Annotated in this window: 21 protein-coding genes, 1 tRNA gene and 1 pseudogene; 10 read left to right on the top strand and 13 right to left on the bottom strand. The window is 72.0% G+C overall.

Translation table 11 applies throughout. The annotated features are described in order from the left end of the window. Nucleotides 1-61 precede the first annotated feature (61 nt). Both MKK64_RS19440 and MKK64_RS19435 read right to left on the bottom strand, forming a co-directional pair. A complete protein-coding gene (locus MKK64_RS19440) occupies nt 62-778 on the bottom strand; it encodes an FAD-binding oxidoreductase (RefSeq protein ID WP_243936549.1) in 717 nt (238 codons plus the stop codon). Then, nucleotides 771-1,371 (bottom strand): annotated as a pseudogene (locus MKK64_RS19435) (sulfite oxidase-like oxidoreductase). The gene MKK64_RS19440 and the pseudogene MKK64_RS19435 overlap by 8 nt, the downstream one beginning before the upstream one ends. A gap of 128 nt (nt 1,372-1,499) precedes the next feature. Here MKK64_RS19435 and MKK64_RS19430 point away from each other — a divergent pair. Together MKK64_RS19430 and MKK64_RS19425 are read left to right on the top strand one after the other, a co-directional pair. Next, nucleotides 1,500-2,249 (top strand): class I SAM-dependent methyltransferase, encoded by a 750-nt coding sequence (locus tag MKK64_RS19430; RefSeq protein ID WP_243936548.1) that lies wholly within the window; start codon nt 1,500-1,502, stop codon nt 2,247-2,249. A gap of 174 nt (nt 2,250-2,423) precedes the next feature. Continuing rightward, a complete protein-coding gene (locus MKK64_RS19425; protein WP_147841045.1) occupies nt 2,424-2,726 on the top strand; it encodes a hypothetical protein in 303 nt (100 codons plus the stop codon). A gap of 37 nt (nt 2,727-2,763) precedes the next feature. Here MKK64_RS19425 and MKK64_RS19420 read toward each other — a convergent pair whose 3' ends face one another. The 6 genes from MKK64_RS19420 to MKK64_RS19395 form a co-directional block, all read right to left on the bottom strand. Beyond that, a complete protein-coding gene (locus tag MKK64_RS19420) occupies nt 2,764-3,669 on the bottom strand; it encodes a DMT family transporter (RefSeq protein WP_409567980.1) in 906 nt (301 codons plus the stop codon). Between the two features lie 49 nt (nt 3,670-3,718). After that, on the bottom strand, nt 3,719-3,994 hold the full coding sequence (gene infA / locus MKK64_RS19415; protein WP_147025743.1) for a translation initiation factor IF-1: 276 nt from the start codon (nt 3,992-3,994) through the stop codon (nt 3,719-3,721). A 235-nt stretch (nt 3,995-4,229) separates the two neighbouring features. Then, on the bottom strand, nt 4,230-5,336 hold the full coding sequence (locus MKK64_RS19410; RefSeq protein WP_243936546.1) for a branched-chain amino acid ABC transporter substrate-binding protein: 1,107 nt from the start codon (nt 5,334-5,336) through the stop codon (nt 4,230-4,232). A gap of 143 nt (nt 5,337-5,479) precedes the next feature. Continuing rightward, the gene (locus tag MKK64_RS19405) at nt 5,480-6,007 is read right to left on the bottom strand and encodes an MmcB family DNA repair protein (protein ID WP_243936545.1); all 528 of its coding nucleotides are present in this window, start codon (nt 6,005-6,007) and stop codon (nt 5,480-5,482) included. Between the two features lie 83 nt (nt 6,008-6,090). Then, nucleotides 6,091-6,879: a cobalamin-binding protein gene (locus MKK64_RS19400; protein WP_243936544.1), complete on the bottom strand. Its 789-nt coding sequence runs from the start codon at nt 6,877-6,879 to the stop codon at nt 6,091-6,093. After that, nucleotides 6,879-7,400: a DedA family protein gene (locus MKK64_RS19395; protein ID WP_243934627.1), complete on the bottom strand. Its 522-nt coding sequence runs from the start codon at nt 7,398-7,400 to the stop codon at nt 6,879-6,881. Before MKK64_RS19395 ends, MKK64_RS19400 begins: the two co-directional genes overlap by 1 nt. Nucleotides 7,401-7,493: 93 nt before the next feature. Between MKK64_RS19395 and pdxY the strand changes: the two genes are divergently transcribed. The 4 genes from pdxY (at nt 7,494) to MKK64_RS19375 (ending at nt 10,868) form a co-directional block, all read left to right on the top strand. Continuing rightward, nucleotides 7,494-8,342 (top strand): pyridoxal kinase PdxY, encoded by an 849-nt coding sequence (gene pdxY, locus MKK64_RS19390; RefSeq protein ID WP_147726182.1) that lies wholly within the window; start codon nt 7,494-7,496, stop codon nt 8,340-8,342. A 22-nt stretch (nt 8,343-8,364) separates the two neighbouring features. Continuing rightward, nucleotides 8,365-9,249 carry a PhzF family phenazine biosynthesis protein gene (locus MKK64_RS19385; RefSeq protein ID WP_243936543.1) on the top strand — a complete coding sequence of 295 codons (885 nt, stop codon included), beginning with the start codon at nt 8,365-8,367 and terminating at the stop codon, nt 9,247-9,249. Further along, the gene (locus tag MKK64_RS19380) at nt 9,242-9,997 is read left to right on the top strand and encodes an NUDIX hydrolase (RefSeq protein ID WP_243936541.1); all 756 of its coding nucleotides are present in this window, start codon (nt 9,242-9,244) and stop codon (nt 9,995-9,997) included. Before MKK64_RS19385 ends, MKK64_RS19380 begins: the two co-directional genes overlap by 8 nt. Before the next feature lie 85 nt (nt 9,998-10,082). Beyond that, complete coding sequence (locus MKK64_RS19375) at nt 10,083-10,868, top strand: 3-hydroxybutyrate dehydrogenase (protein WP_243936540.1); 786 nt, start codon at nt 10,083-10,085, stop codon at nt 10,866-10,868. 76 nt (nt 10,869-10,944) lie between these two features. Here MKK64_RS19375 and MKK64_RS19370 read toward each other — a convergent pair whose 3' ends face one another. From MKK64_RS19370 to MKK64_RS19360, 3 genes are all read right to left on the bottom strand, one after another. Beyond that, nucleotides 10,945-11,376 carry a CsbD family protein gene (locus MKK64_RS19370; protein WP_243936539.1) on the bottom strand — a complete coding sequence of 144 codons (432 nt, stop codon included), beginning with the start codon at nt 11,374-11,376 and terminating at the stop codon, nt 10,945-10,947. A gap of 89 nt (nt 11,377-11,465) precedes the next feature. Further along, the gene (locus tag MKK64_RS19365) at nt 11,466-11,594 is read right to left on the bottom strand and encodes a TFIIS helical bundle-like domain containing protein (RefSeq protein WP_147726177.1); all 129 of its coding nucleotides are present in this window, start codon (nt 11,592-11,594) and stop codon (nt 11,466-11,468) included. A 120-nt stretch (nt 11,595-11,714) separates the two neighbouring features. Further along, nucleotides 11,715-12,593: an alpha/beta hydrolase gene (locus MKK64_RS19360; RefSeq protein ID WP_243936538.1), complete on the bottom strand. Its 879-nt coding sequence runs from the start codon at nt 12,591-12,593 to the stop codon at nt 11,715-11,717. Between the two features lie 211 nt (nt 12,594-12,804). Between MKK64_RS19360 and MKK64_RS19355 the strand changes: the two genes are divergently transcribed. The 3 genes from MKK64_RS19355 to MKK64_RS19345 all read left to right on the top strand — a co-directional run bounded on the left by MKK64_RS19355 (nt 12,805) and on the right by MKK64_RS19345 (nt 16,812). After that, nucleotides 12,805-14,046, top strand: a complete 1,242-nt coding sequence (locus MKK64_RS19355; RefSeq protein ID WP_243936537.1) for a NupC/NupG family nucleoside CNT transporter — start codon at nt 12,805-12,807, stop codon at nt 14,044-14,046. Between the two features lie 152 nt (nt 14,047-14,198). Continuing rightward, nucleotides 14,199-15,614, top strand: coding sequence for a cytochrome P450 (locus MKK64_RS19350; protein WP_243936536.1), 1,416 nt, complete (start codon nt 14,199-14,201; stop codon nt 15,612-15,614). A 151-nt stretch (nt 15,615-15,765) separates the two neighbouring features. Further along, a complete protein-coding gene (locus MKK64_RS19345; protein ID WP_243936535.1) occupies nt 15,766-16,812 on the top strand; it encodes an SIS domain-containing protein in 1,047 nt (348 codons plus the stop codon). A gap of 157 nt (nt 16,813-16,969) precedes the next feature. Here MKK64_RS19345 and MKK64_RS19340 read toward each other — a convergent pair. Then, nucleotides 16,970-17,046 (bottom strand) — tRNA-His (locus MKK64_RS19340). Nucleotides 17,047-17,177: 131 nt separating this feature from the next. Between MKK64_RS19340 and MKK64_RS19335 the strand changes: the two genes are divergently transcribed. Beyond that, nucleotides 17,178-19,025: a chloride channel protein gene (locus MKK64_RS19335; protein ID WP_243936622.1), complete on the top strand. Its 1,848-nt coding sequence runs from the start codon at nt 17,178-17,180 to the stop codon at nt 19,023-19,025. A gap of 18 nt (nt 19,026-19,043) precedes the next feature. On the opposite strand, the gene MKK64_RS19330 is transcribed toward MKK64_RS19335, so the two are convergent. Further along, nucleotides 19,044-19,290, bottom strand: a 247-nt coding sequence (locus MKK64_RS19330; RefSeq protein ID WP_279593270.1) for a transketolase C-terminal domain-containing protein, incomplete at its 5' end; no start/stop codon positions are given.

The following is a 19,290-nucleotide window of genomic DNA, read 5'->3' as shown; positions in this document are numbered from 1 at the left end:
CCCGGAGCATCGCGAGGTCGCACCCGTCTCGCGCGCACCGGCCGCCACCGCGCGAAAGACCCTAGCCGCCGAACCGCTCCGTGCGGATCAGGCCCGGCGCGACGCCCGCCCCGACAAGCAGCGTCGCCGCCGTGCGGACGAACGGCGTGGCGCCGCAGACGAAGACCCGGGCCGGCTGGCCGAGCTTGGCGAGGGCTTCGGCGACCATCGCCGCGTCGATCCGGCGTCCGCCTTCACGCGTCGCGGTGAACGCCACCGACAGGCCCGGCTCGGCGCCGGCCCGCGCCTCGATCTCGGCGAGCGCGACGGCGTCGCTCCGCGTCCGGGCCGAATAGAGCAGCAGCGCCGGGATCTCGGGCGCGGCGACCGCGCGGTGGCGCAGCATGGCGAGCAGCGGCACCACGCCGGAGCCGCCGCTGACGAGCAGCAGCGGCCCGCCATCGGCCGGCCCCCAGGAAAACGAGCCGCCGATCGGCCCGCGCAGCTCGATCGCGTCGCCGACCTCGGCGATCTCGTGGAAGAAGCTCGAGACCTCGCCGCCCTCCAGCCCCTCGATCATCAGCTCGATCGTCCCCGAGCCGTCCGGCGCCGAGGCGATCGAGTAGCTGCGCTGCGCCCGGTAGCCGTCCTCGGCGGTGAGGCGCACGTCGACGTGCTGGCCCGGCCGGTAGGCGTCGGCGATCCCGGTGCGCAGGTGAAAGCTCTTCACCCGCGCGGTGACCGGCGCGATCGCCGTGATCACGCCCTCGCGCCAGCGGAGATCGGGGGCCTCAGTCACCGGTGTAGCGCTGCTCGCGCCACGGGTCGCCGTACATGTGGTAGCCGCGCATCTCCCAGAAACCGGCCTCGTCCTTCTTGGTGAAGCGCAGGCCCTTCACCCACTTCGCGCTCTTCCACAGGTAGAGGTGCGGCACGAGCAGGCGGGCCGCCATGGTCGGCCTCGATCGGCGCGCCCTCGTAATGCGTCGCGATCATCGCGCGCCCGCCGACGAGGTCGGCGACGGGGACGTTGGTCGAATAGTCGTCGTAGCCCTCGGCGAGCAGGAAATCGGTCGGGGCCGCGATGCCGGCATCGGCGAGGAGGTCGTCGAAACTCACGCCCTCCCAGCCGGTGTCGAACTTCGACCACTTGGTGACGCAGTGGATGTCGCCCTGCCACGTGGTCCGCGGCAGCCCCTGGAACGCGTCCCAGTCCCAGGATTTCAGCAGCTTCGCGCCGTCCCGCAGCGTGAAGCGCCAGGTGGCGAGATCGATCACCGGGTTCGGCCCGATCTGGAGGATCGGGAAATCCTCGACGCGATGCTGCCCGGGAGGCAGCCGCTTCTGCGTCTCTTCCGGACTGCGCCGGCCGACGAAGCCTCGTGTCGCCATTCGTATCGCTCCGATGCTGCTTGCGCCGGTTGCAGCCGGAATGGCCGGCGCCGTCAAGCACCGGCTTCAGCGAACGCAACGGCGGCGCTACGCTCGCCCCGCGGCACGCAATCGACAGGGCGACGACGATGGACCCGGCCTTCAAGGATCATTTCTCGTCCCATGCGGCCGGCTACGCCGCGCACAGGCCGACCTATCCGCCGGCGCTCGCCGCGTTCCTCGCCGAATGCGCGCCCGGTCGAGACCGCGCGCTCGATTGCGCCTGCGGCACCGGCCAACTCTCGACGCCGCTCGCCGAGCATTTCGACGCCGTCGTCGCCACCGATGCCAGCGCCGCGCAGATCGCGAACGCGACGCCGCATCCCCGCGTCGCGTACCGGATCGGGGCGGCCGAGCGGAGCGGCCTGCCGGCGGCGAGCGTCGATCTGATCACCGTGGCGCAGGCCGCCCATTGGCTTGACCTCGACGCCTTCTACGCGGAGGTCCGCCGCGTCGCCCGCCCGGGCGCCGTGCTGGCGCTCGTCAGCTACGGCATCCTCCACGTCGAGGGCGCACCCGACGCGGTGGTGCAACATTTCTACCGCAACGTCGCCGGACCGTACTGGCCGCCGGAGCGCAGGCATGTCGAGGCGGGATACCGCTCGCTGCCGTTCCCCTTCGCGGAGTTCGTCGCGCCGGACCTCGCGATCACCGTCGCGTGGCGTCTTTCCGACCTTGTGGGCTACGTCGAGACATGGTCGGCGCTGCGGGGGCTCGAGACGGCGGTCGGCCGGGCGCCGGTCGACGCGTTCCAGGATGCGCTCGCCGCGTCGTGGGGGCCGGCCGAGCACCGCCGCACCGTACGCTGGCCGCTGGCGTTGCGTCTCGCGCGGCTGTGAGCGACAGCGTCGATCGGAGGTCGAAGATTTGCCTCAAAGCACGCTGATCTGTGTTGCGATCCGCGGCCCAACACGAACGTGATCGTGCGATGGGCTTCGAAGCCTGCGGCGTTCGCATTTCGTTTACGAACTGGCCGGACATTGCGACCACGACAGATCCCGAGGGGACGAACCATGATCCGAACTCTTTCCGTTGCTCTCCTCGCCGGGAGCCTCGTCGCCGCAGCACCCGCGGCTGAAGCCCGTGACGGCATCGGCGCCGGCGGCGCAGCCGCGCTCGGCGTGCTCGGCGGCCTCGCCGTCGGCGGCGCGATCGCCTCCTCGCAGAACGGCTACTATCCCGGCCAGCCGGTCTACCGCGCCCCGCGCCCGGTCTACGTCGAGGAAGATTACGGCCCGGTCTGCCACTTCGAGCGCCGCCGGACGATCGACGCCTACGGCGACGTGTTCATCCGCCGCGTCCGCGTCTGCGAATAAGCGATCGATCCGCGGCCGGTGGCAGCACCGGCCGCGCTCAAGGTCTCGGCCGGTCCCGCGGCGCGGCGGGCTCGACGCTGGGGCCTGGGCCGCGCCCGAGCCGTTCCGCGCAGAAGATGCCGCCGAGCACCAGGGCCAGCGCGACGGCCTCATTGGTACCGAAGGGCTCGCCGACCACGAGCACGGCGAGCCCGGCGCCGAAGATCGGCACGAGATTGACGAACAGGCCGGCCCGGTTCGGCCCGATCAGCTCGACACCGCGCATGAAGAACAGCTGCGCGGCCAGCGACGGCCCGAGCGCGACGAACACCACGATCGCCCAGCCCTCGATCCCCGGCCAGATCACCCGGCCGGACGCCGCCTCGATCGCCAGAAGCGGCAGGGAGGTGACGAAGGCCATCAGCGCCATCGCCGCGAAGAAGCTCAGCCCGGAGATGGCCGGGCGGTGCGGCAGGGCGATGGTGTAGCCGGCATAGAACAGGCAGGCGATGAAGATCAGCACGTCGCCGCGATTGAAGCCGAGGGTGGCGAGCACGTGCCAGTCGCCGTGCGTCGCGGCCACCGCCGCGCCGAGGAGGGTCACGAGCACGCCGATCGCTTGGCCGGACGTGACCCGGGTCCTATAGAGACCGTAGTTCAGCAGGATCACCAGAACGGGGATCGAGCCCTGGAACAGGGCGAGGTTGATCGCGCTGGTGTAGGCCCCGGCGGCGTAGAACAGGCTGTTGAACGCCGTGTAGCCGAGGCCGCCCATCAGCAGGACGAGCCGCCAATGGCCGCGCATGCCCGGCCAATCGGCCACGATGCGGCGCCGGGCGAACAGCCACAGCACAACGCAGACCACGGCCCAGCGCAGCGACGTGATCGCCTGCGGCGAGACGTGGCCCGGCGCCCACTTCCCCGCCACCGCGTTGCCCGCCCAGAGCAGGGCGGTCAACGTCAGGAGGGGATAGGCCGCGACGATCCGGGGAGGCGTGGGAATCGCCGGCCGCTCAGCGGCGGCGGAACTGGCCGCCGCGCACCGGCGGACGCGGGCCGGCCGAGCGCTCGTCCTTGTGACGGAACACGAGGCGGCCCTTCTCGAGGTCGTAGGGCGACATCTCGACGGTGACGCGGTCGCCGGCCAGCGTCTTGATGCGGTTCTTCTTCATCTTGCCGGCGGTGTAGGCGACGATCTCGTGGCCCTGGTCGAGCTGCACCCGGTAGCGCGCATCCGGCAGGATCTCGAGAACGAGACCGTCGAACTGCATCAATTCTTCTTTCGCCATTCACCCTCTCCAGTCGGACCGTCTGGAAGCAGGCGTTCCGGCGCACGATCTTTCGTCACGGCAATTCGATGAACGCGGCGGCGGCGGGTCCGTATCCGGAGGCGCCAAGCCATCGAGCGTCGGGCACGATGTAGGGGCCTCCTGCCACGCAAGCAAGCTTCGCCGCCTCGCGACCACGGCGACGTCGACACAAAAAGCGCCGTTCCCGGACGATTCCTGTGCGAAACGATTGATCCTACGGCGCCGTCTCGTTGCCCGCGTAATCGAGCCGGCCGTCCGGCGTACGCTTCCAAACCTCGAGGGCTACGGCACCCGAGCTGGGGTCGCCCTGCGCATCGAAGGCGATTTCGCCCTGGATCGTGCGGAAGGGCGCGCCCCGGAGTGCTGCGGCGACCGTGCGCCCGTCCCGAGACTTCGCCCGGTCGATCGCCTGCGCCAGCACCTCGACCGCCGCATAGGTCGGCCCGGCGAGCGCATCGGCTTCCGCGGTGCGGGGCGGGCGGCCCTTGACCTCGGGAAGCCGCGCCGGCTCGGCCGGGACGGTCATCACCGTCCCCTCGCCGGCGGCCGACGCGAGCGTCGCGAAGTCCCGGTCGAGGATGCCGTCGCTCGCCACCAGCCGGGCGGTCGACCCGGCGTCGCGCATCGCGTGCGCGAGCGTCGCCGCCTCCGGCGCCAGCCCGCCGAAGTAGACCGTGTCGACGCGGGCGGCCTTCAGCGTCGCGGCGAGGTCCGCAGCGTCCCGGCTGCCGCGCGGCAGGCTCTCGAACGCGACCTCGGGCCTGCCGGCGGCCTTGAGCGTCGCGGAGACCGCGTCCGCGAGGCCCCGGCCGAAGGTGGTTCGGTCGTGGACGATGGCGACGCGGCGCCCGGCTTCGTGCGCGAGCAGGTAGCGGCCGGCGGCCTCGCCCTGCTGCGCGTCGCCGGCGACGATGCGGAACAGGGTCGCGTAGCCCCGGCGCGTCAGCGCGGCCCAGGACGCGCCTGGCGTGACCACGACGATGCCGGCATCGTCGTAGATCGCGGCGGTGGCGGCCGCGACCGAGGATTCGAGCGGCCCGACCACGAGGCGGATGCCGTCCGCGGCGAAGCGCCTGGCGACCGCGACGCCCTGCTTCGCGTCGCCGGCATCGTCCGCGACCACCAGCGCGAGCTTGCGGCCGGACGCGCCGGCCGCGCGGTTGAGGTCGGCGACGGCCTGCTCGGCGCCGAGCCGCATGCCCTGGCCGAAGGCGGCGTCCGGCCCGGTGAGCGGAGCCGACAGCCCGATCTTGGAGACCGTCTGGGCCGCGGCCGGCGCAGCGAGCAGAAGTGCCGTGACGATCCCGATCAGTGCGCGCATCGAAACCCATACCGCAGCGGCCGGAGCGGCGGCCGCGATGACCTCGGGACAGCTTAGCCGCCGCGCCGCGCCGGCGAAAGCGAAGCGGCGCCGGTCCGACGGTCGATCAGCACGCCGTGTTTCCGGGCATGACGACCAGGCTTTCAGAGCGCGCCGTCGCGGATCGCACCCGGATCGGCGAGGCTGTGCAGGACCCGGGCGGCGCTGTGGGCGAAGCGCAGCGTCACGGCCTTGCGGCGCGGGCCGGAGAGCGGGTGCTCGGGCGCCTCGCGGATCACCAGCCCGCCGAAGGCGTCGGCGACGATCAGGCCGCATTCGTCCGGGATCAGCGATTCCGGCACCGTGTCCGGGATCGCGAAGAAGAAGCGGTCGCAGAAGTCGCGGTAGTCGGGCCATTTCCGGTCGGCGCGGAAGTCCGCCACGCTCGACTTGATCTCCACGATGGTCAGGCGCCCGGCGCCGCACAGGGCGATCACGTCGGCGCGCCGCCCGTTGACCAGCGAGAACTCGGGCAGGGTGGCGCAGCCCATCTCGGAGAACAGGCGGCGCACCCCGCGCTGGATCTTCAGCGCCGTCGGCGACTGGCGCCGGTCGGGCGGCAGGATCAGGTCCGACGCGGGGGCGACCGTGCGGGCTTCGGCCGGAAGAGCATGGGCGAGGGCTGACGACATCGTCTCTCGTGTGGCGGCTTGTGCCGAATCGGGACGGCGCATCTTGCCAAGCCCGGACAGCGCTTGTCACCTGCGGCCGGAGATCACGCGAGCGATCCTGCCAGCGCCGCGCGGATCGCGGCGAACCCGTCCGTGAGCGCGGCTGGGCCGGGCTGCAGGATCAACGGCGACTTGATCTCGTGGATGCGGCCGTCCCGCACCGCCGGGATCGCCGCCCATCCCGGGCGGGATGCGATGCGCGCGACGTTGACCTTCTTCCCGCACCACGAGGCCAGGACGACGTCGGGCGCCGCCGCGATCACGGCCTCGGGCGCGACGATCCGGTCGACGGCGGCGGCCATCCGGGCGCGGTCGGGAAACACGTCGTCGCCGCCGGCGAGGCCGATCAGCTCCGAGACCCAGCCGATGCCGGAGATCATCGGCTCGTCCCATTCCTCGAAATAGACGCGGGGCCGCCGACGGCCCGCGACCTCGGCGGCCGCCCGTGCCAACGCGTCGGCATAACTCTGCGCCAGGGCGTCGGCCCGGTCCGGCACGCCGACGAGGGCGCCGAGCGTGCGGATCATCGCGAGGCAGCCGGCGACGTCGCGCTGGTTGAACAGGTGCACGGCGATGCCGGCCCGGGCGAGGTCGGCGGCGATGTTCGCCTGGAGATCGGAGAAGGCGAGGACGAGATCGGGCTCGAGCGCGAGGATCTTCGGCAGGTCCGCGCTGGTAAAGGCCGACACGCGCGGCTTCTCGCGCCGGACCCGCGGCGGACGCACGGCATAGCCCGACACCCCGACGATGCGGCGCTCCTGGCCGAGCAGGTACAGCGTCTCGACAGTCTCCTCGGTGAGGCAGACGATGCGCTCGGGCGGAAACCGTCGCATCAGCCCTGGAACCACGCCAGCAGCCCGGCACCCGGTGCCAGAAGCACGAAAGCCCAGACGAGGGCCGAGAGGACGTTGGCCACCTGGAACGGCAGCCGGGCGACCCCGAACATGCCGGCGATCAGCGGCACCACCGCGCGGGCGGGCCCGAAGAACCGCCCGAGCGCCACCGCCGCCGCGCCCCAGCGCTTCAGGAAGACCTCGCCCTTGGCGACCATCTCGGGGTAGCGCCGCATCGGCCACAGGCGCTTGGCGCCCTCGCCGTAGGACCGGCCGAACTCGTAGGAGAGCCAATCGCCGAGGGCCGCGCCGACGGCCGCCGCGGCCACCACCGGCCAGAACGCGATGTCGGTCGCCCCGATCATCGCGCCGATGCCGATCAGGATCACGGTGGCCGGCACCAGCAGCGACAGGAAGGCGATGGATTCGCAGAAGGCCAACGCGCCGACGATCAGTGGCGTCCACGCCCGGTGCGCCTCGACGAAGGCGAGGGCGGAGACGCGCAGCGATTCGAAATCCATGGTCCGCCTTGTCGAGGATGGGGGGTGCCGGGTGCGCGGGATGCCGAAAGCCGGTAACACGCCGCGGAGGCCACGCGTGCCGGGGAGATCGCGATGAACATCCTGTCGATCCAGTCCCACGTCGCCTACGGCCATGTCGGCAACGCCTCCGCGGTGTTTCCGATGCAGCGGCTCGGGGTCGAGGTCTGGCCGATCCACACGGTGCAGTTCTCCAACCACACCGGCTACGGGGCCTGGCGCGGACGCGTCTTCGACGGGCCGGCGGTCGAGGATCTGGTGGCCGGCATCCGCGAGCGCGGGGTGCTCGGCACCTGCGACGGCGTCCTGTCCGGATACATGGGCTCGGCCGACATCGGTACCGCGATCCTCGGCGCGGTCGATGCGGTGCGGGCCGAGAACGCCCGGGCGCTCTACGCCTGCGACCCGGTGATCGGCGACACCGGCCGCGGCGTCTACGTCCGCCCCGGCATCGCCGAGTTCATGGCCGAGCGCGCGGTGCCCGCCGCCGACATCGTGACGCCGAACCAGTTCGAGCTCGACCTGCTCACCGGCCTGCCGACCGGCACGTTGGCGCAGGCCAAGCGCGCGGTCGCCGCCCTGCAGGAACGCGGACCGCGGGTGGTGCTCGTCACCTCGCTCGTCACCGACGCGACGCCGCCCGACGCCATCGACCTGCTGGCCGGGGAGGGCGGCACGTTTTGGCGGGTGCGCACGCCCCGCCTGGATCTATCAGTGAACGGAGCCGGCGATTGCATCGCCGCGCTGTTCCTCGTCCACTACGCCCGCACCGGCTCGGCGGCGCTGGCGCTCGGCATGGCGGCGGCCTCGGTCTACGGCGTCCTGCGGCGCACGCTGGCGGAAGGCTCGCGCGAGATCCTCACCGTGGCGGCGCAGGACGAGTTCGTGGCGCCGACCGAGACGTTTCCGGTGGAGACGGTCTGAGAGCGAGAGAAGGAACCTCTGGATGCCGCGCCGCTTCGTCACCCTGGATGTGTTCACGACGCAGGCCCTGGCCGGCAACCCGCTCGCCGTGGTGCTTGAGGCCGACGGGCTCGACGACGGGGCGATGCAGGCGATCGCCCGGGAGTTCAACCTGTCGGAGACGGTGTTCGTGATGCCGCCGGACGAGCCGCGGCACCGGGCGAGGCTCCGGATCTTCACGCCGACTCGCGAGCTGCCCTTCGCCGGGCATCCGACCATCGGCACCGCAATCCTGCTGGCCCTGCGCGAGGCGCGGCCCGAGGGGGCCGACGCCGTCGCGTTCGGTCTGGAAGAGGCGGTGGGCACGATCCCCTGCGTGGTCGAAACAGGCGACGGAGGGGGCCGCGCCCGCTTCAGGCTCCCGATCCTGCCGGACTACCTCGGCGAGGCTGCCGACGCCGCCGCTCTCGCGGCCGCGTTCGGGCTGGCGCCCGACGATATCGGCTTCGGGCGGCACCGGCCGAGCCGGCACGGCGTCGGCCCGAGCTTCACCTTCGTTCCGGTCGCCTCACCGGACCGTCTCGACGCGGCGCGACCGGGCACGCTGGCCGGCACTTCGGACGGCTTCCTGCTCTACGCGCCGGACACGGCGGAGATCGGTCTCGCCTTCCAGGCCCGGATGTTCGCCCCCGCCCTCGGCGTGGCCGAGGACCCGGCGACGGGCTCCGCGGCCGCCGCCTTCGCCGGCGTGCTGATGCAGTTCGAGCCGCTCGGCGACGGCACGCACGACGTCGCGATCACGCAAGGCGTCGCGATGGGCCGCCCGAGCGCGATCGCGCTGCAGGTCGTGGTCCAGGCCGGCGGCCTGCGCTCGGTCGAGATCGGCGGGGCGGCGGTGATCGTGTCGGAAGGCGTGCTCCATGTCTGATGCGGCGACGCCGGACTCACGGCCGTACGGTTTCGAAGTCGTCCGCCTCGCGCGCCTCGAAGCCCGGCTGGTGACCTACGATTGGGCCTGGGCGCGCGACAACGCCGAGCGCATCGAGCAGAACTGGATGCGGCGGCGGGCGGCGCAGCCCGCCCTGTTCGATGGGCCGGTGCTGGTGGCCTGCGGCTGCGCGATCGACGGCGACAGCTGCCGCCTGGACCTGTTCGAGACGCCGTATTCCCGCTTCTTGGCCTATCGCGACGGCGGATCGCCGGACGGGCACGTCGCCAACGCCTTCGCGGCGATCGTGCCGTGGAGCGCCGACGGCGCGGTCCTGCTCGGGCGGATGGGCGCGCATACAGCCAATGCCGGGCAGATCTACTTTCCCTGCGGCACGCCGGACCTCGACGACGTGCGCGGCGAGGCGGTCGACTTCTCGGGGAGCGCCGCGCGCGAGCTTCTGGAGGAGACCGGCCTCCGGGTGCCCGACGGGGCGCCCGAGGACTGGGTCTGCCTGCGCGGCGAGGGCCAGCTCGCCTTCCTGCGGCCCGTCCGCTTCGCCGAGGACGCCGCCGCCCTGATCGAACGCATGGAGATCCACGCGCTGGGCGAGGACGAGCCCGAGCTCGCCGGGATCGTGACGGTGCGCGAGGCCGCCGACATCGAGGCGGCGATGCCCGGCTTCGTGCGCGCCTACCTCGCCAGCGCCTTCGAGGCCGAGACCGGCGCCGCCGACGTGACGCCCTGATCCGTCCGTGACCCGGATGCGTCGACAACCGGCGGTGCATCGGGCAGGCTTTCTTCGCCGTTTCGTCGCCATCCCGGAGTTCCGCATGACCCTGAAATCCAAGACCGCGATCGTCACCGGCTCGACCAGCGGGATCGGGCTGTGCATCGCCCGCGCCCTGGCGCGGGACGGGGCGAACGTGGTGCTGAACGGCTTCGGGGAGGCCGACGCGATCGAGACGGCGCGCGCCGGAATCGAATCCGAATTCGGCGTGCGGGCGCATCATTCGGCCGCCGACATGACGAAGCCGGCCGAGATCGGCGAGATGGTGCGCGAGGCGGAAGCCCGCTTCGGCTCGGTCGACGTGCTCGTCAACAACGCCGGCATCCAGTTCGTGTCGGCGATCGAGGAGTTTCCGGGCGCGAAGTGGGAGCAGATCATCGCGATCAACCTGTCCTCGGCCTTCTACGCGATGCAGGCGGCGATCCCGGGGATGAAGGCACGCGGCTGGGGGCGGATCATCAACACCGCCTCGGCCCACTCGCTGGTCGCCTCGCCGTACAAGTCGGCCTACGTCGCGGCCAAGCACGGCATCGCCGGCCTGACCAAGACCGCGGGGCTGGAGCTTGCCACGCACAAGATCACGGTGAACTGCGTCTCGCCCGGCTACGTCTGGACGCCGCTCGTCGAGGCGCAGATCCCCGATACGATGAAGGCGCGTGGGCTGACCAAGGAGCAGGTGATCGACGAGGTGCTGCTGAAGGCGCAACCGACGAAGGAGTTCGTTACCGTCAACCAGGTCGCCGCGCTCGCCCTGTTCCTGTGCTCGGACGCCGCCAGCCAGATCACCGGCACCAACATCGCCATGGATGGCGGCTGGACGGCGCAGTAGCCCGCAGGCGAAAGCACCCCGCCGGTCAACCGGCGGGGTGCTTCGATGGCGCAGGATTTTGCAACGCGGGCTGCGTTCAGCGGCGCCCGTGCAGCAGCAGGGCGAGGCCGTAACCGACGGCGCCGGCGAGCACCAGCGCGATCAGCGGATTCTCCTCGACCCGCGAGCTGACCGCCTGACGGCCGTCGCGCAGGTAGTCGCCGCGGCGGTCGTAGGCGTCCGAGGCGTAGTCCGTGACGTTGTCGGCGACGTCGCGCAGCTTGCTGCGTGCCTGCCCGTAGGCGTCCTTGGCCTGCCCGTAGGCCTCCTGGGCGCGGTCGCCGGCCTCGTCGGCGACGTTGCGCATGTTGTCCTTGGCCTGGCCGTAGGCCTCCTGCGTCTTGCCGCCGGCCTCGCGAAGGCGGCCTTCCGCCGAGTCGCGGTTGGACCCGACGAAGTCGCCGGCCGCACCCTGAATCTTGCCGCCAAGCTCCTTGGCACCGCCGACGATGCGATCCGTATCGACCATGGTCATCTCCTACCCGTCAGTTCTGCGCGTTTGATGGCGGCGTGACCCACGCCGCCCGTCGATCCGTGCCCGCCCGAGCGGGGTGCCGGCTACTTGCCGAGGATCTTGGTCACGAGGCGCCCGATCGGCGAGGCGGAGCTCGCGTTGCGGTCGTCGCGAACGACCTGGCGATCCTCGTTCCCGAGAAGCTTCGTGACGATGCGTCCGATCAGGCTCATGGTTCTCTCCGCGCGATGGGCGCCGCCGGGCGGCGCAGCTTGACCTCTCAACGGCCGATCGCCGCAGCCCGTTCCGTCGCAACGGAGGCGGTCGCGGCGCGGGCCGGCGTCTTGCTGGAGCTACTGGTGGCTCCGCAGGAACTCCGCCGCCGCATCGAGGGAGCGGCGCGCCTCCGGTAACATGCTGTGCGCGAACTGCCAGACATGGGCGACCACCGGGAACACCGTCAGGGACACGGTGACGCCGGCCGCCCGCGCCTTCTCGGCCATCCGCACCGAATCGTCGCGCAGCACCTCCCGCTCGCCGACGTGGAACAGCAGCGGCGGCAGGCCGGCGAGATCCGCGAAGAGCGGCGAGATCCGCGGGTCGGCGGGATCGGCCCCGCCGAGATACATCGGCCCGAGGTTGATCAGCGCCCGCGGGTCGAACATCGCGTCGCGCCGGGCATTGCTGACGCGCGAGCCGTCCTCGGCGAGGAAGTCGGTGACCGGCGAGAACAGGGCGGCGGCCGTCGGAAGAGGCAGCCCGCGGTCGCGGGCCGCCAGCATCGCGACGAGCGCCAGGTTGCCGCCGGCGGAATCGCCGGCGATCGCCGCCGGCCCGAGCGCGGCGAGGGCGTTCCAGGCCGCGCACGCATCCTCGACGCCGGCCGGAAACGGGTGCTCCGGTGCGAGCTGGTAATCGGCGGCGAAGATCGTGAAGCCGCGCTCGGCCAGCGCGCCCGTCACCGGGCGATGCGATTTCGGCGAGCAGGCGACGAAGCCGCCGCCGTGCAGGTAGAGCAGCCGCCGCTCCGGTCCCTCGGGGCGGACCGGCCTGACCCATTCGCCGGGTATCCCGCCGACGGCGCCGGCCTCATAGGTCGCGCCGGACGGGTCCGGGAACGTCCGGCCGCCGAAGACCGCCCGGATCTTGCCCACGTCGTCCATCGCGCCGAGGCGGTTCCGGACGTTGCGCCTGACCATGTAGGACGCGAGATGCGCACGCAGGCTCGCCATGATGTCGTCTGCTCCGGATCTTCGATTGGGTCACGGGACGGCGCCCGGCACGATATGGTCCGGTCGCCGGCGATGAACAGCCGGAGTCACGATCCGATCCGGGATCGATGCATCACCCGCGAGGAAACGACCGCGTGTCGATCGCGCCGGGAAAAGCTTGGCCCGAAGCTTCCATGGCCGTCCCGATCAGCCAGCCGAGTTCCGAGATCCGATGTTCGATCGCCTCCTGCATGCCGGCCTCAGCATCCTTCTGCTGCTCGCCGTCGCCGTCCTGCTCTCGACGAACCGGCGGGCGATCCGGCCCCGCGTGGTGCTCGCCGCGCTCGGTCTGCAGGTCGGCCTCGGCGCGCTGATCCTGTTCGTCCCGTCCGGCCTCTCTGCCGCGGCCGGCTTCGTCCAGACCGTGCTCGGTTACGGCGACCGCGGCACCGCATTCCTGTTCGGCGGCCTCGTCGAGCCGCGGATGTTCGAGCTGTTCGGCGGCAGCGGCTTCATCCTGGCGCTTCGGGTGCTGCCGCAGATCCTCTACGTCTCGGCGCTGATCGGCGTGCTGTATCACCTCGGGATCATGCAGGCCGCCGCCCGCATCGTCGGCGCCGGCCTGCGCAGGCTGGTGGGCACCAGCCCGATCGAGTCGTTCTCGGCGGTGATCACCATCGCCATCGGGCAGAGCGAGATCGCGGTGGCGCTGCGCCCGTTCCTCGCGCTGCTGACCGGGGCCGAGCTGTTCGCGGTGATGACGAGCGGCGCCGCCTCCACCGCGGGCTCGATCCTGGCCGGCTACGCGGCGCTCGGCGTGCCGATGACCTACCTGCTCGCCGCCTCGCTGATGGCGATCCCCGGCGGGCTGCTCTTCGCCAAGCTGCTGGTGCCCTCGACCGAGCCGACGCGGATCGCCACCACCCGGGTCGAGTTCGGCGAGACGCGCGCGGCCAACCTGATCGAGGCCGCGGCCGACGGCACGCAGAAGGGGCTCGCCGTCGCCGTCGCGGTCGGCGCGATGCTGATCGCCTTCGTCGGCCTGATCGCGCTCGCCGACGGCATCGTCGGCTACCTGGGCGGCCTCGCCGGATATCCGGCGGCCTCGATCCAGGTCATCCTCGGGTTCGCGCTCGCACCGCTCGCCTGGCTCCTCGGCGTGCCGTGGGAGCACGCGACGCTGGTCGGCGGCGCGATCGGGCAGAAACTCGCCTTCAACGAGTTCTTCGCCTACGCCAACCTTTCGCCGGTGCTGAAGGGCGGCGCCATCGATTCACGCAGCCAGGCGATCGTCTGCTTCGCGCTCTGCGGCTTCGCCAACCTGTCGTCGATCGCGATCCAGCTCGCGAGCTTCTCCAGCCTCGTGCCCGAGCGCCGGTCCGAGATCGCCCGCTACGGCCTGCGCGCCATCCTCGCGGGCACCCTGTCGAACCTGACGAGCGCGGCCATCGCCGGCCTGTTCATCGCCGCGTGAGGCGGTTTGCCGGCCTCACGCCGGCGGCCGCGAACGTGTAGAACGGCGCCCGAAGACCCGACGTCGGCGACCGGTCCCTCGCGCGGGATCGGCCCCGGCGAACGGGTCGCGGACGGTGGACCGGGGCGCGTCGCCATCGGCGGAGGACGGACATGACGACGGTTCTCGACCCTACGGCGGCGCAGGCCTCCGATGGCGCGCGCGCCGCGACGCCGCGGATCGTGCCGCCGTTCCGGGTTCCGCCGGAGCGCGAGCCGCCGATCCTCTCCTATCTCGGCGCGCTGCGCACCAACGCCCTCGTCGGCTGGCCGCGCCGGGCCTACGACGATCTGATCACCCGCCGCAGCCTGCTCGGGCGGTCGAGCTTCACCCTGAGCGATCCGGATGCGATCCGCCGGGTGCTCGTCGACAACCAGGCGAACTATGCCCGCACCGCCGGTTCCGTGCGGATCCTGCGCCCAATCCTCGGCGACGGCGTCCTGATCAGCGAGGGCGCATCCTGGCGCCACCAGCGGCGCTCGCTGGCACCGGCCTTCACCCCGAAGGCGATCGACGGTCTCGTCCCGCTGATCGACCGCGCGATCGGCGACGCGCTCGGCGAGTTCGACGTCGCCGCCGCGCGCGGCCCCGTCGCCCTGTTCGCCGCCCTTCACCGGCTGGCCCTCGAGATCGCCGGCCGCAGCATGTTCTCGGTGGCGATGGATCGTCACGGGGACGCGCTGCGCGGCTTCATCGCCGAGTATTCCGAGCGCCTCGGCCGGCCCCACCTCCTCGACATCCTGATGCCGCCGACCTGGCGGGCGCCCCTCGACTTTCCGCGCGCTTGGTTCCGGAAGCGCTGGACGCCCTTCCTCGGCCAGATCATCGAAGCGCGGGCCGCCGACGGGACCCCGCGCACCCATCGCGACCTGCTCGACCTGCTGATGGCCGCCCGCAATCCCGAGACCGGGGCGGCCTTCAGCTACGCCGAGGTCCGCGACCAGGTCGCGACCATGATCCTGGCCGGGCACGAGACCACCGCGGTGCTGCTGTTCTGGGCCGCCTACATGCTGGCGCTGGCGCCCGAGCTGCAGGAGCAGGTGGCGCGCGAGGTGCAGGGCGCGGACCTCGCCGCCCCGGCCGGCTGCGCCCAGGACGGGCGCCTGCCGCTGACCCGCGCGGTGATCGACGAGACGATGCGGCTCTATCCGCCGGCCTTCGTCATCGTGCGACGCGCGCTCGAAGCCGACCGCGTCGCCGGCGTGGAGATCGCGGCCGGCGACATCGTGATGATCTCGCCCTGGGTGCTGCACCGGCACCGCCGCCTCTGGGACGACCCGCACGCCTTCGATCCGGGCCGCTTCCTGCCCGGCGCCCCGGCGATCCCGCGCTACGCCTATCTCCCCTTCGGCGTCGGCCCGCGGGTCTGCATCGGCGCGCATTTCGCCCTCACCGAGGCGGTGCTGGCGCTCGCCCGCATCGTCGGCCGGTTCAGGATCTCGCTCGCCGATACCCGGCCGGTGCTGCCGGCGGCCGTCGTGACGACCCAGCCCGAGCACGCACCGGACTTCCACCTGGTGCCGCGCTGACGGCCCCCCGTGCCGGCCCGCTGCGACATCGCGCCGTCACATTTAAACCACGGCCCGAACCTAGGCGTAGCGTCGCCCGACGACCGGGCACGATGCCGTTTCAGCCTGCCCGGTGCGCGTTCTCGATGCCGGGATCCTATGCGGATGCCCCATGTCGCACGTCACCGCGTTCCCGATCGCGCAGAAGCCCTCCAAAGCGGCGTCGCCGCGCCTTCATGCGGTCGCCGCAGGCGAGGGCGATCCGCGCGCCATCGCGGTGCGCAGCCTCCGCCTCGGCATGTCGGCGCTCGATGAGGTCATCGCGCTTCTGGACGGCGACCTCGGCGTCGCGTTCGAGCGGGCGGTCGAGACCATCCTGTCGGTGAAGGGCCGCGTCATCGTCTGCGGCATCGGCAAGAGCGGCCATGTCGGGCGCAAGCTCGCCGCGACGCTGGCCTCCACCGGCACGCACGCCTTCTTCGTCCACCCCACCGAGGCGAGCCACGGCGACCTGGGCATGATCGCCGCCGACGACGTGATCGTCGCACTGTCGTGGTCGGGCGAGACGGTGGAGCTCGGCGACCTCGTCAGCTTCTCGCGCCGCTTCTCGATCCCCCTGATCGCGATCACCTGCAACGCCGACAGCACGCTCGGCCGCGCGGCGGACGTGCTGCTCGCCCTGCCGAAGGTGCGCGAATCCTGCCCCCACGACCTCGCGCCCACCACCTCGAGCCTGATCCAGCTGGCGCTCGGCGACGCCCTCGCGGTGGCGCTCGTCGAGCAGCGCGGCTTCACCTCGGCGCGCTTCAAGACGCTCCATCCCGGCGGCACCCTCGCCGCACGCCTGAAGACCGTGCGCCAGCTCATGCACACCGGCGACGAGGTGCCGCTCGTGCCCGACGCGATGGTGATGTCCGACGTCCTGATCGAGATCACCCGGCGCCGCTACGGTTGCGTCGGCGTCGTCGACGCGGACGGGCACCTGATCGGCATCGTCACCGACGGCGACCTGCGCCGCCACATGGGCCCGGCGATCCTCGACACCACCGTTCAGCAGGTGATGACGGCCGCCCCGGTCGTGGTCGAGGCCGACCTCCTGGCGAGCGCCGCCCTCGAGGTGATGAACCGGAAGCGCATCACGGCGATCTTCGTGGTCGAAGCCGGCCGCCCCGCCGGCATCCTGCACATCCACGACCTGCTCCGCGCCGGCGTGGTGTGACCCCCGCGGCCGCACCCTCGCGGATGCGGCTCGAAGCTTCGTCTGCGAAAGCGCAGTCGGGCTTGAGCAAGGGGCGGGGGGAGTGCGGACCCGATCCTCCACAAACGAAAAAGGGGCCGGCGCTTCGCCAACCCCTCGCATCGCCCGTCGAAATCGATGGTACCACCGCCCCGGCTCGAACGGGGGACCTCTTGATCCACAATCAAGCGCTCTAACCAACTGAGCTACGGCGGCACTGCGGCGGGGTGTATCGTGGCGGCGGCGGCATTTCAAGCGGGTTCGACACCACGCCTGCGCCTGTGGACGGAGGCGTGCGCGAACCCGTAAGGATCGGGCGTGACCTGTCGTCCCATGCCCGCGCCGCGATGAGCCAGACCGCCGAGACCCCGCGCCGCCGCTGGGACCGCGCGACCCTGGTCCAGGCGCCCGGCCGGCTCCGCGTCCTCGTCCGCCGCAGCGAGGTCGGGCTCGTGGTGCTCTCCGGCCTGACCGGATGCGTCGCCGGCGCGGCGGTGGCGGCGATGAACGTCGCGACGCAGGGCCTTCGCGAGGCGCTGTACCGCCTGCCGCACGGGACCCGCCTCAGCGCGGCCGACGCCGTGACGCCGCTCGCCCTTCTCGTCGGCCCCTGCCTCGGCGGCATCCTGCTCGGCCTCGTGATCCTCGCAGCCAACGCGATCCGCGGGCGGCGGAGGCGGCCGGTGATCGATCCGATCGAGGCCAACGCGCTCCATGGCGGCCGGATGTCGCTGCGCGACAGCGTCTATGTGGCCATGCAGAACGTCATCTCGAACGGAAGCGGCGCCTCGGTCGGGCTCGAGGCGGGCTATACGCAGATCTGCGGCGGCCTCGCCTCGCGCCTCGGCATCGCCTTCGAGATGCGGCGCAACGACCTGCGCACGCTGGTCGGCTGCGGATCGGCCGCGGCGATCGCCGCCGCCTTCGGGGCGCCGCTGACCGGCGCGTTCTACGCCTTCGAGCTGATCATCGGCACCTACTCGATCGCGACGCTGACGCCGGTGGTGGTGGCCGCCTTGTGCGGCAGCCTGGTCTCGCGGAGCCTGGTCGCGGCCCAGCCTCTGGTCGCCCTCGACAACGTCCAGGCGGTGACGACGGCCGCGGTGACCGGCGCCGACACCCTGCCGAGCCTCGTCCTCGGCCTGTTCTGCGCCGGCCTCGGCATCCTGATCATGCGCGGCGTCACGCTGGTCGAGCAGGGCGTGGCGGCGACGCGGGTCCCGCGGGTGGCCGGCCCCGCGCTCGGGGGCCTTTGCGTCGGCGCGCTGGCGCTCGCGATCGGCCCGCAGGTGCTGTCCGGCGGGCACGGCGCTCTCCACGTCCACTTCGCGGACGGGGCCGAGGGCTACGGCACGGCGGCGCTCGTTCTGCTGTTCGTCGGCAAGGCGACGGCCTCGGCGATCTCGATCGGGTCCGGGTTCCGCGGAGGCCTGTTCTTCGCCTCGCTGTTCCTCGGTGCGCTCGCCGGCAAGCTGTTCGCGATGGTCGCGCCGGCGGTGATCCCGGGGCTCGCCGCCTTCGGGCTGACGCCGCTCGCCTATGCGGTGATCGGCATGAGCGCGCTCGCGGTCGCCGTCATCGGCGGCCCGCTCACCATGACGTTCCTGGCGCTGGAAGTGACCGGCAGCCTGCCGATCACCGGCCTCGTCCTCGTCGCGGTGATCGCCTCGTCGCTCACCGTGCGGAAGACCTTCGGCTATTCCTTCGCCACCTGGCGCTTCCACCTGCGCGGCGAGAGCATCCGCAGCGCCCACGACGTCGGCTGGATCCGCAGCCTGACGGTCGGTCGGCTGATGCGCAAGGACGTGCGCACCATCCCCCTCGACACGCCGATGGCGACCTTCCTGCGGGCGCACCCGCTCGGATCGCCCTCGCGGGTGATCGTGGTGGACGAGGCAGGCCGCTACGCCGGCATCGTCCTGGTGCCCGAGGCCCATGCCGCCGCGCGCGACGCGAGCGAGACGCCGGCGACGCTCGCCGACGTGCTGCGTCACCCCGACGACATCCTGACGCCCGAGCTGACCGCCAAGGAAGCCTCGGCGGCCTTCGACCGCACCGAGAGCGAGGCGCTTGCCGTGGTCGACTCGATCGGCGACCGGCAGGTCATCGGCATGCTCACGGAGAGCCACACCTTGAAGCGCTACAGCGACGAGCTCGACCGCCAGCGCCGGGCGATGCAGGGCGAGGCGGACTGATCGACGGCCGACCCGCGCTCAGCGCGGGCGGCGCCCGACGCTGACGACGTTGCTCGGGCGGGCCTTCCGCTCGGGGAGGATGTCCTCGACCTTCCGGACGATGCTGGCGGCGTCGAGGCCGGCTTCGGCGTACATCTTGTCCGGGCTGTCGTGGTCCTGGTAGCTGTCGGGCAGGGTCATCGTGCGCACCCGCAGCCGCATCGCGTCGAGCACGCCGCGCTCGGTCAGCAGGTGCAGCACCTGCGCCCCGAAGCCGCCGCGCGAG

It is taken from the genome of Methylobacterium sp. E-025 (assembly GCF_022829705.1).
Lineage (GTDB): Bacteria > Pseudomonadota > Alphaproteobacteria > Rhizobiales > Beijerinckiaceae > Methylobacterium.
This window is presented reverse-complemented; position numbering and strand designations above follow the sequence as displayed.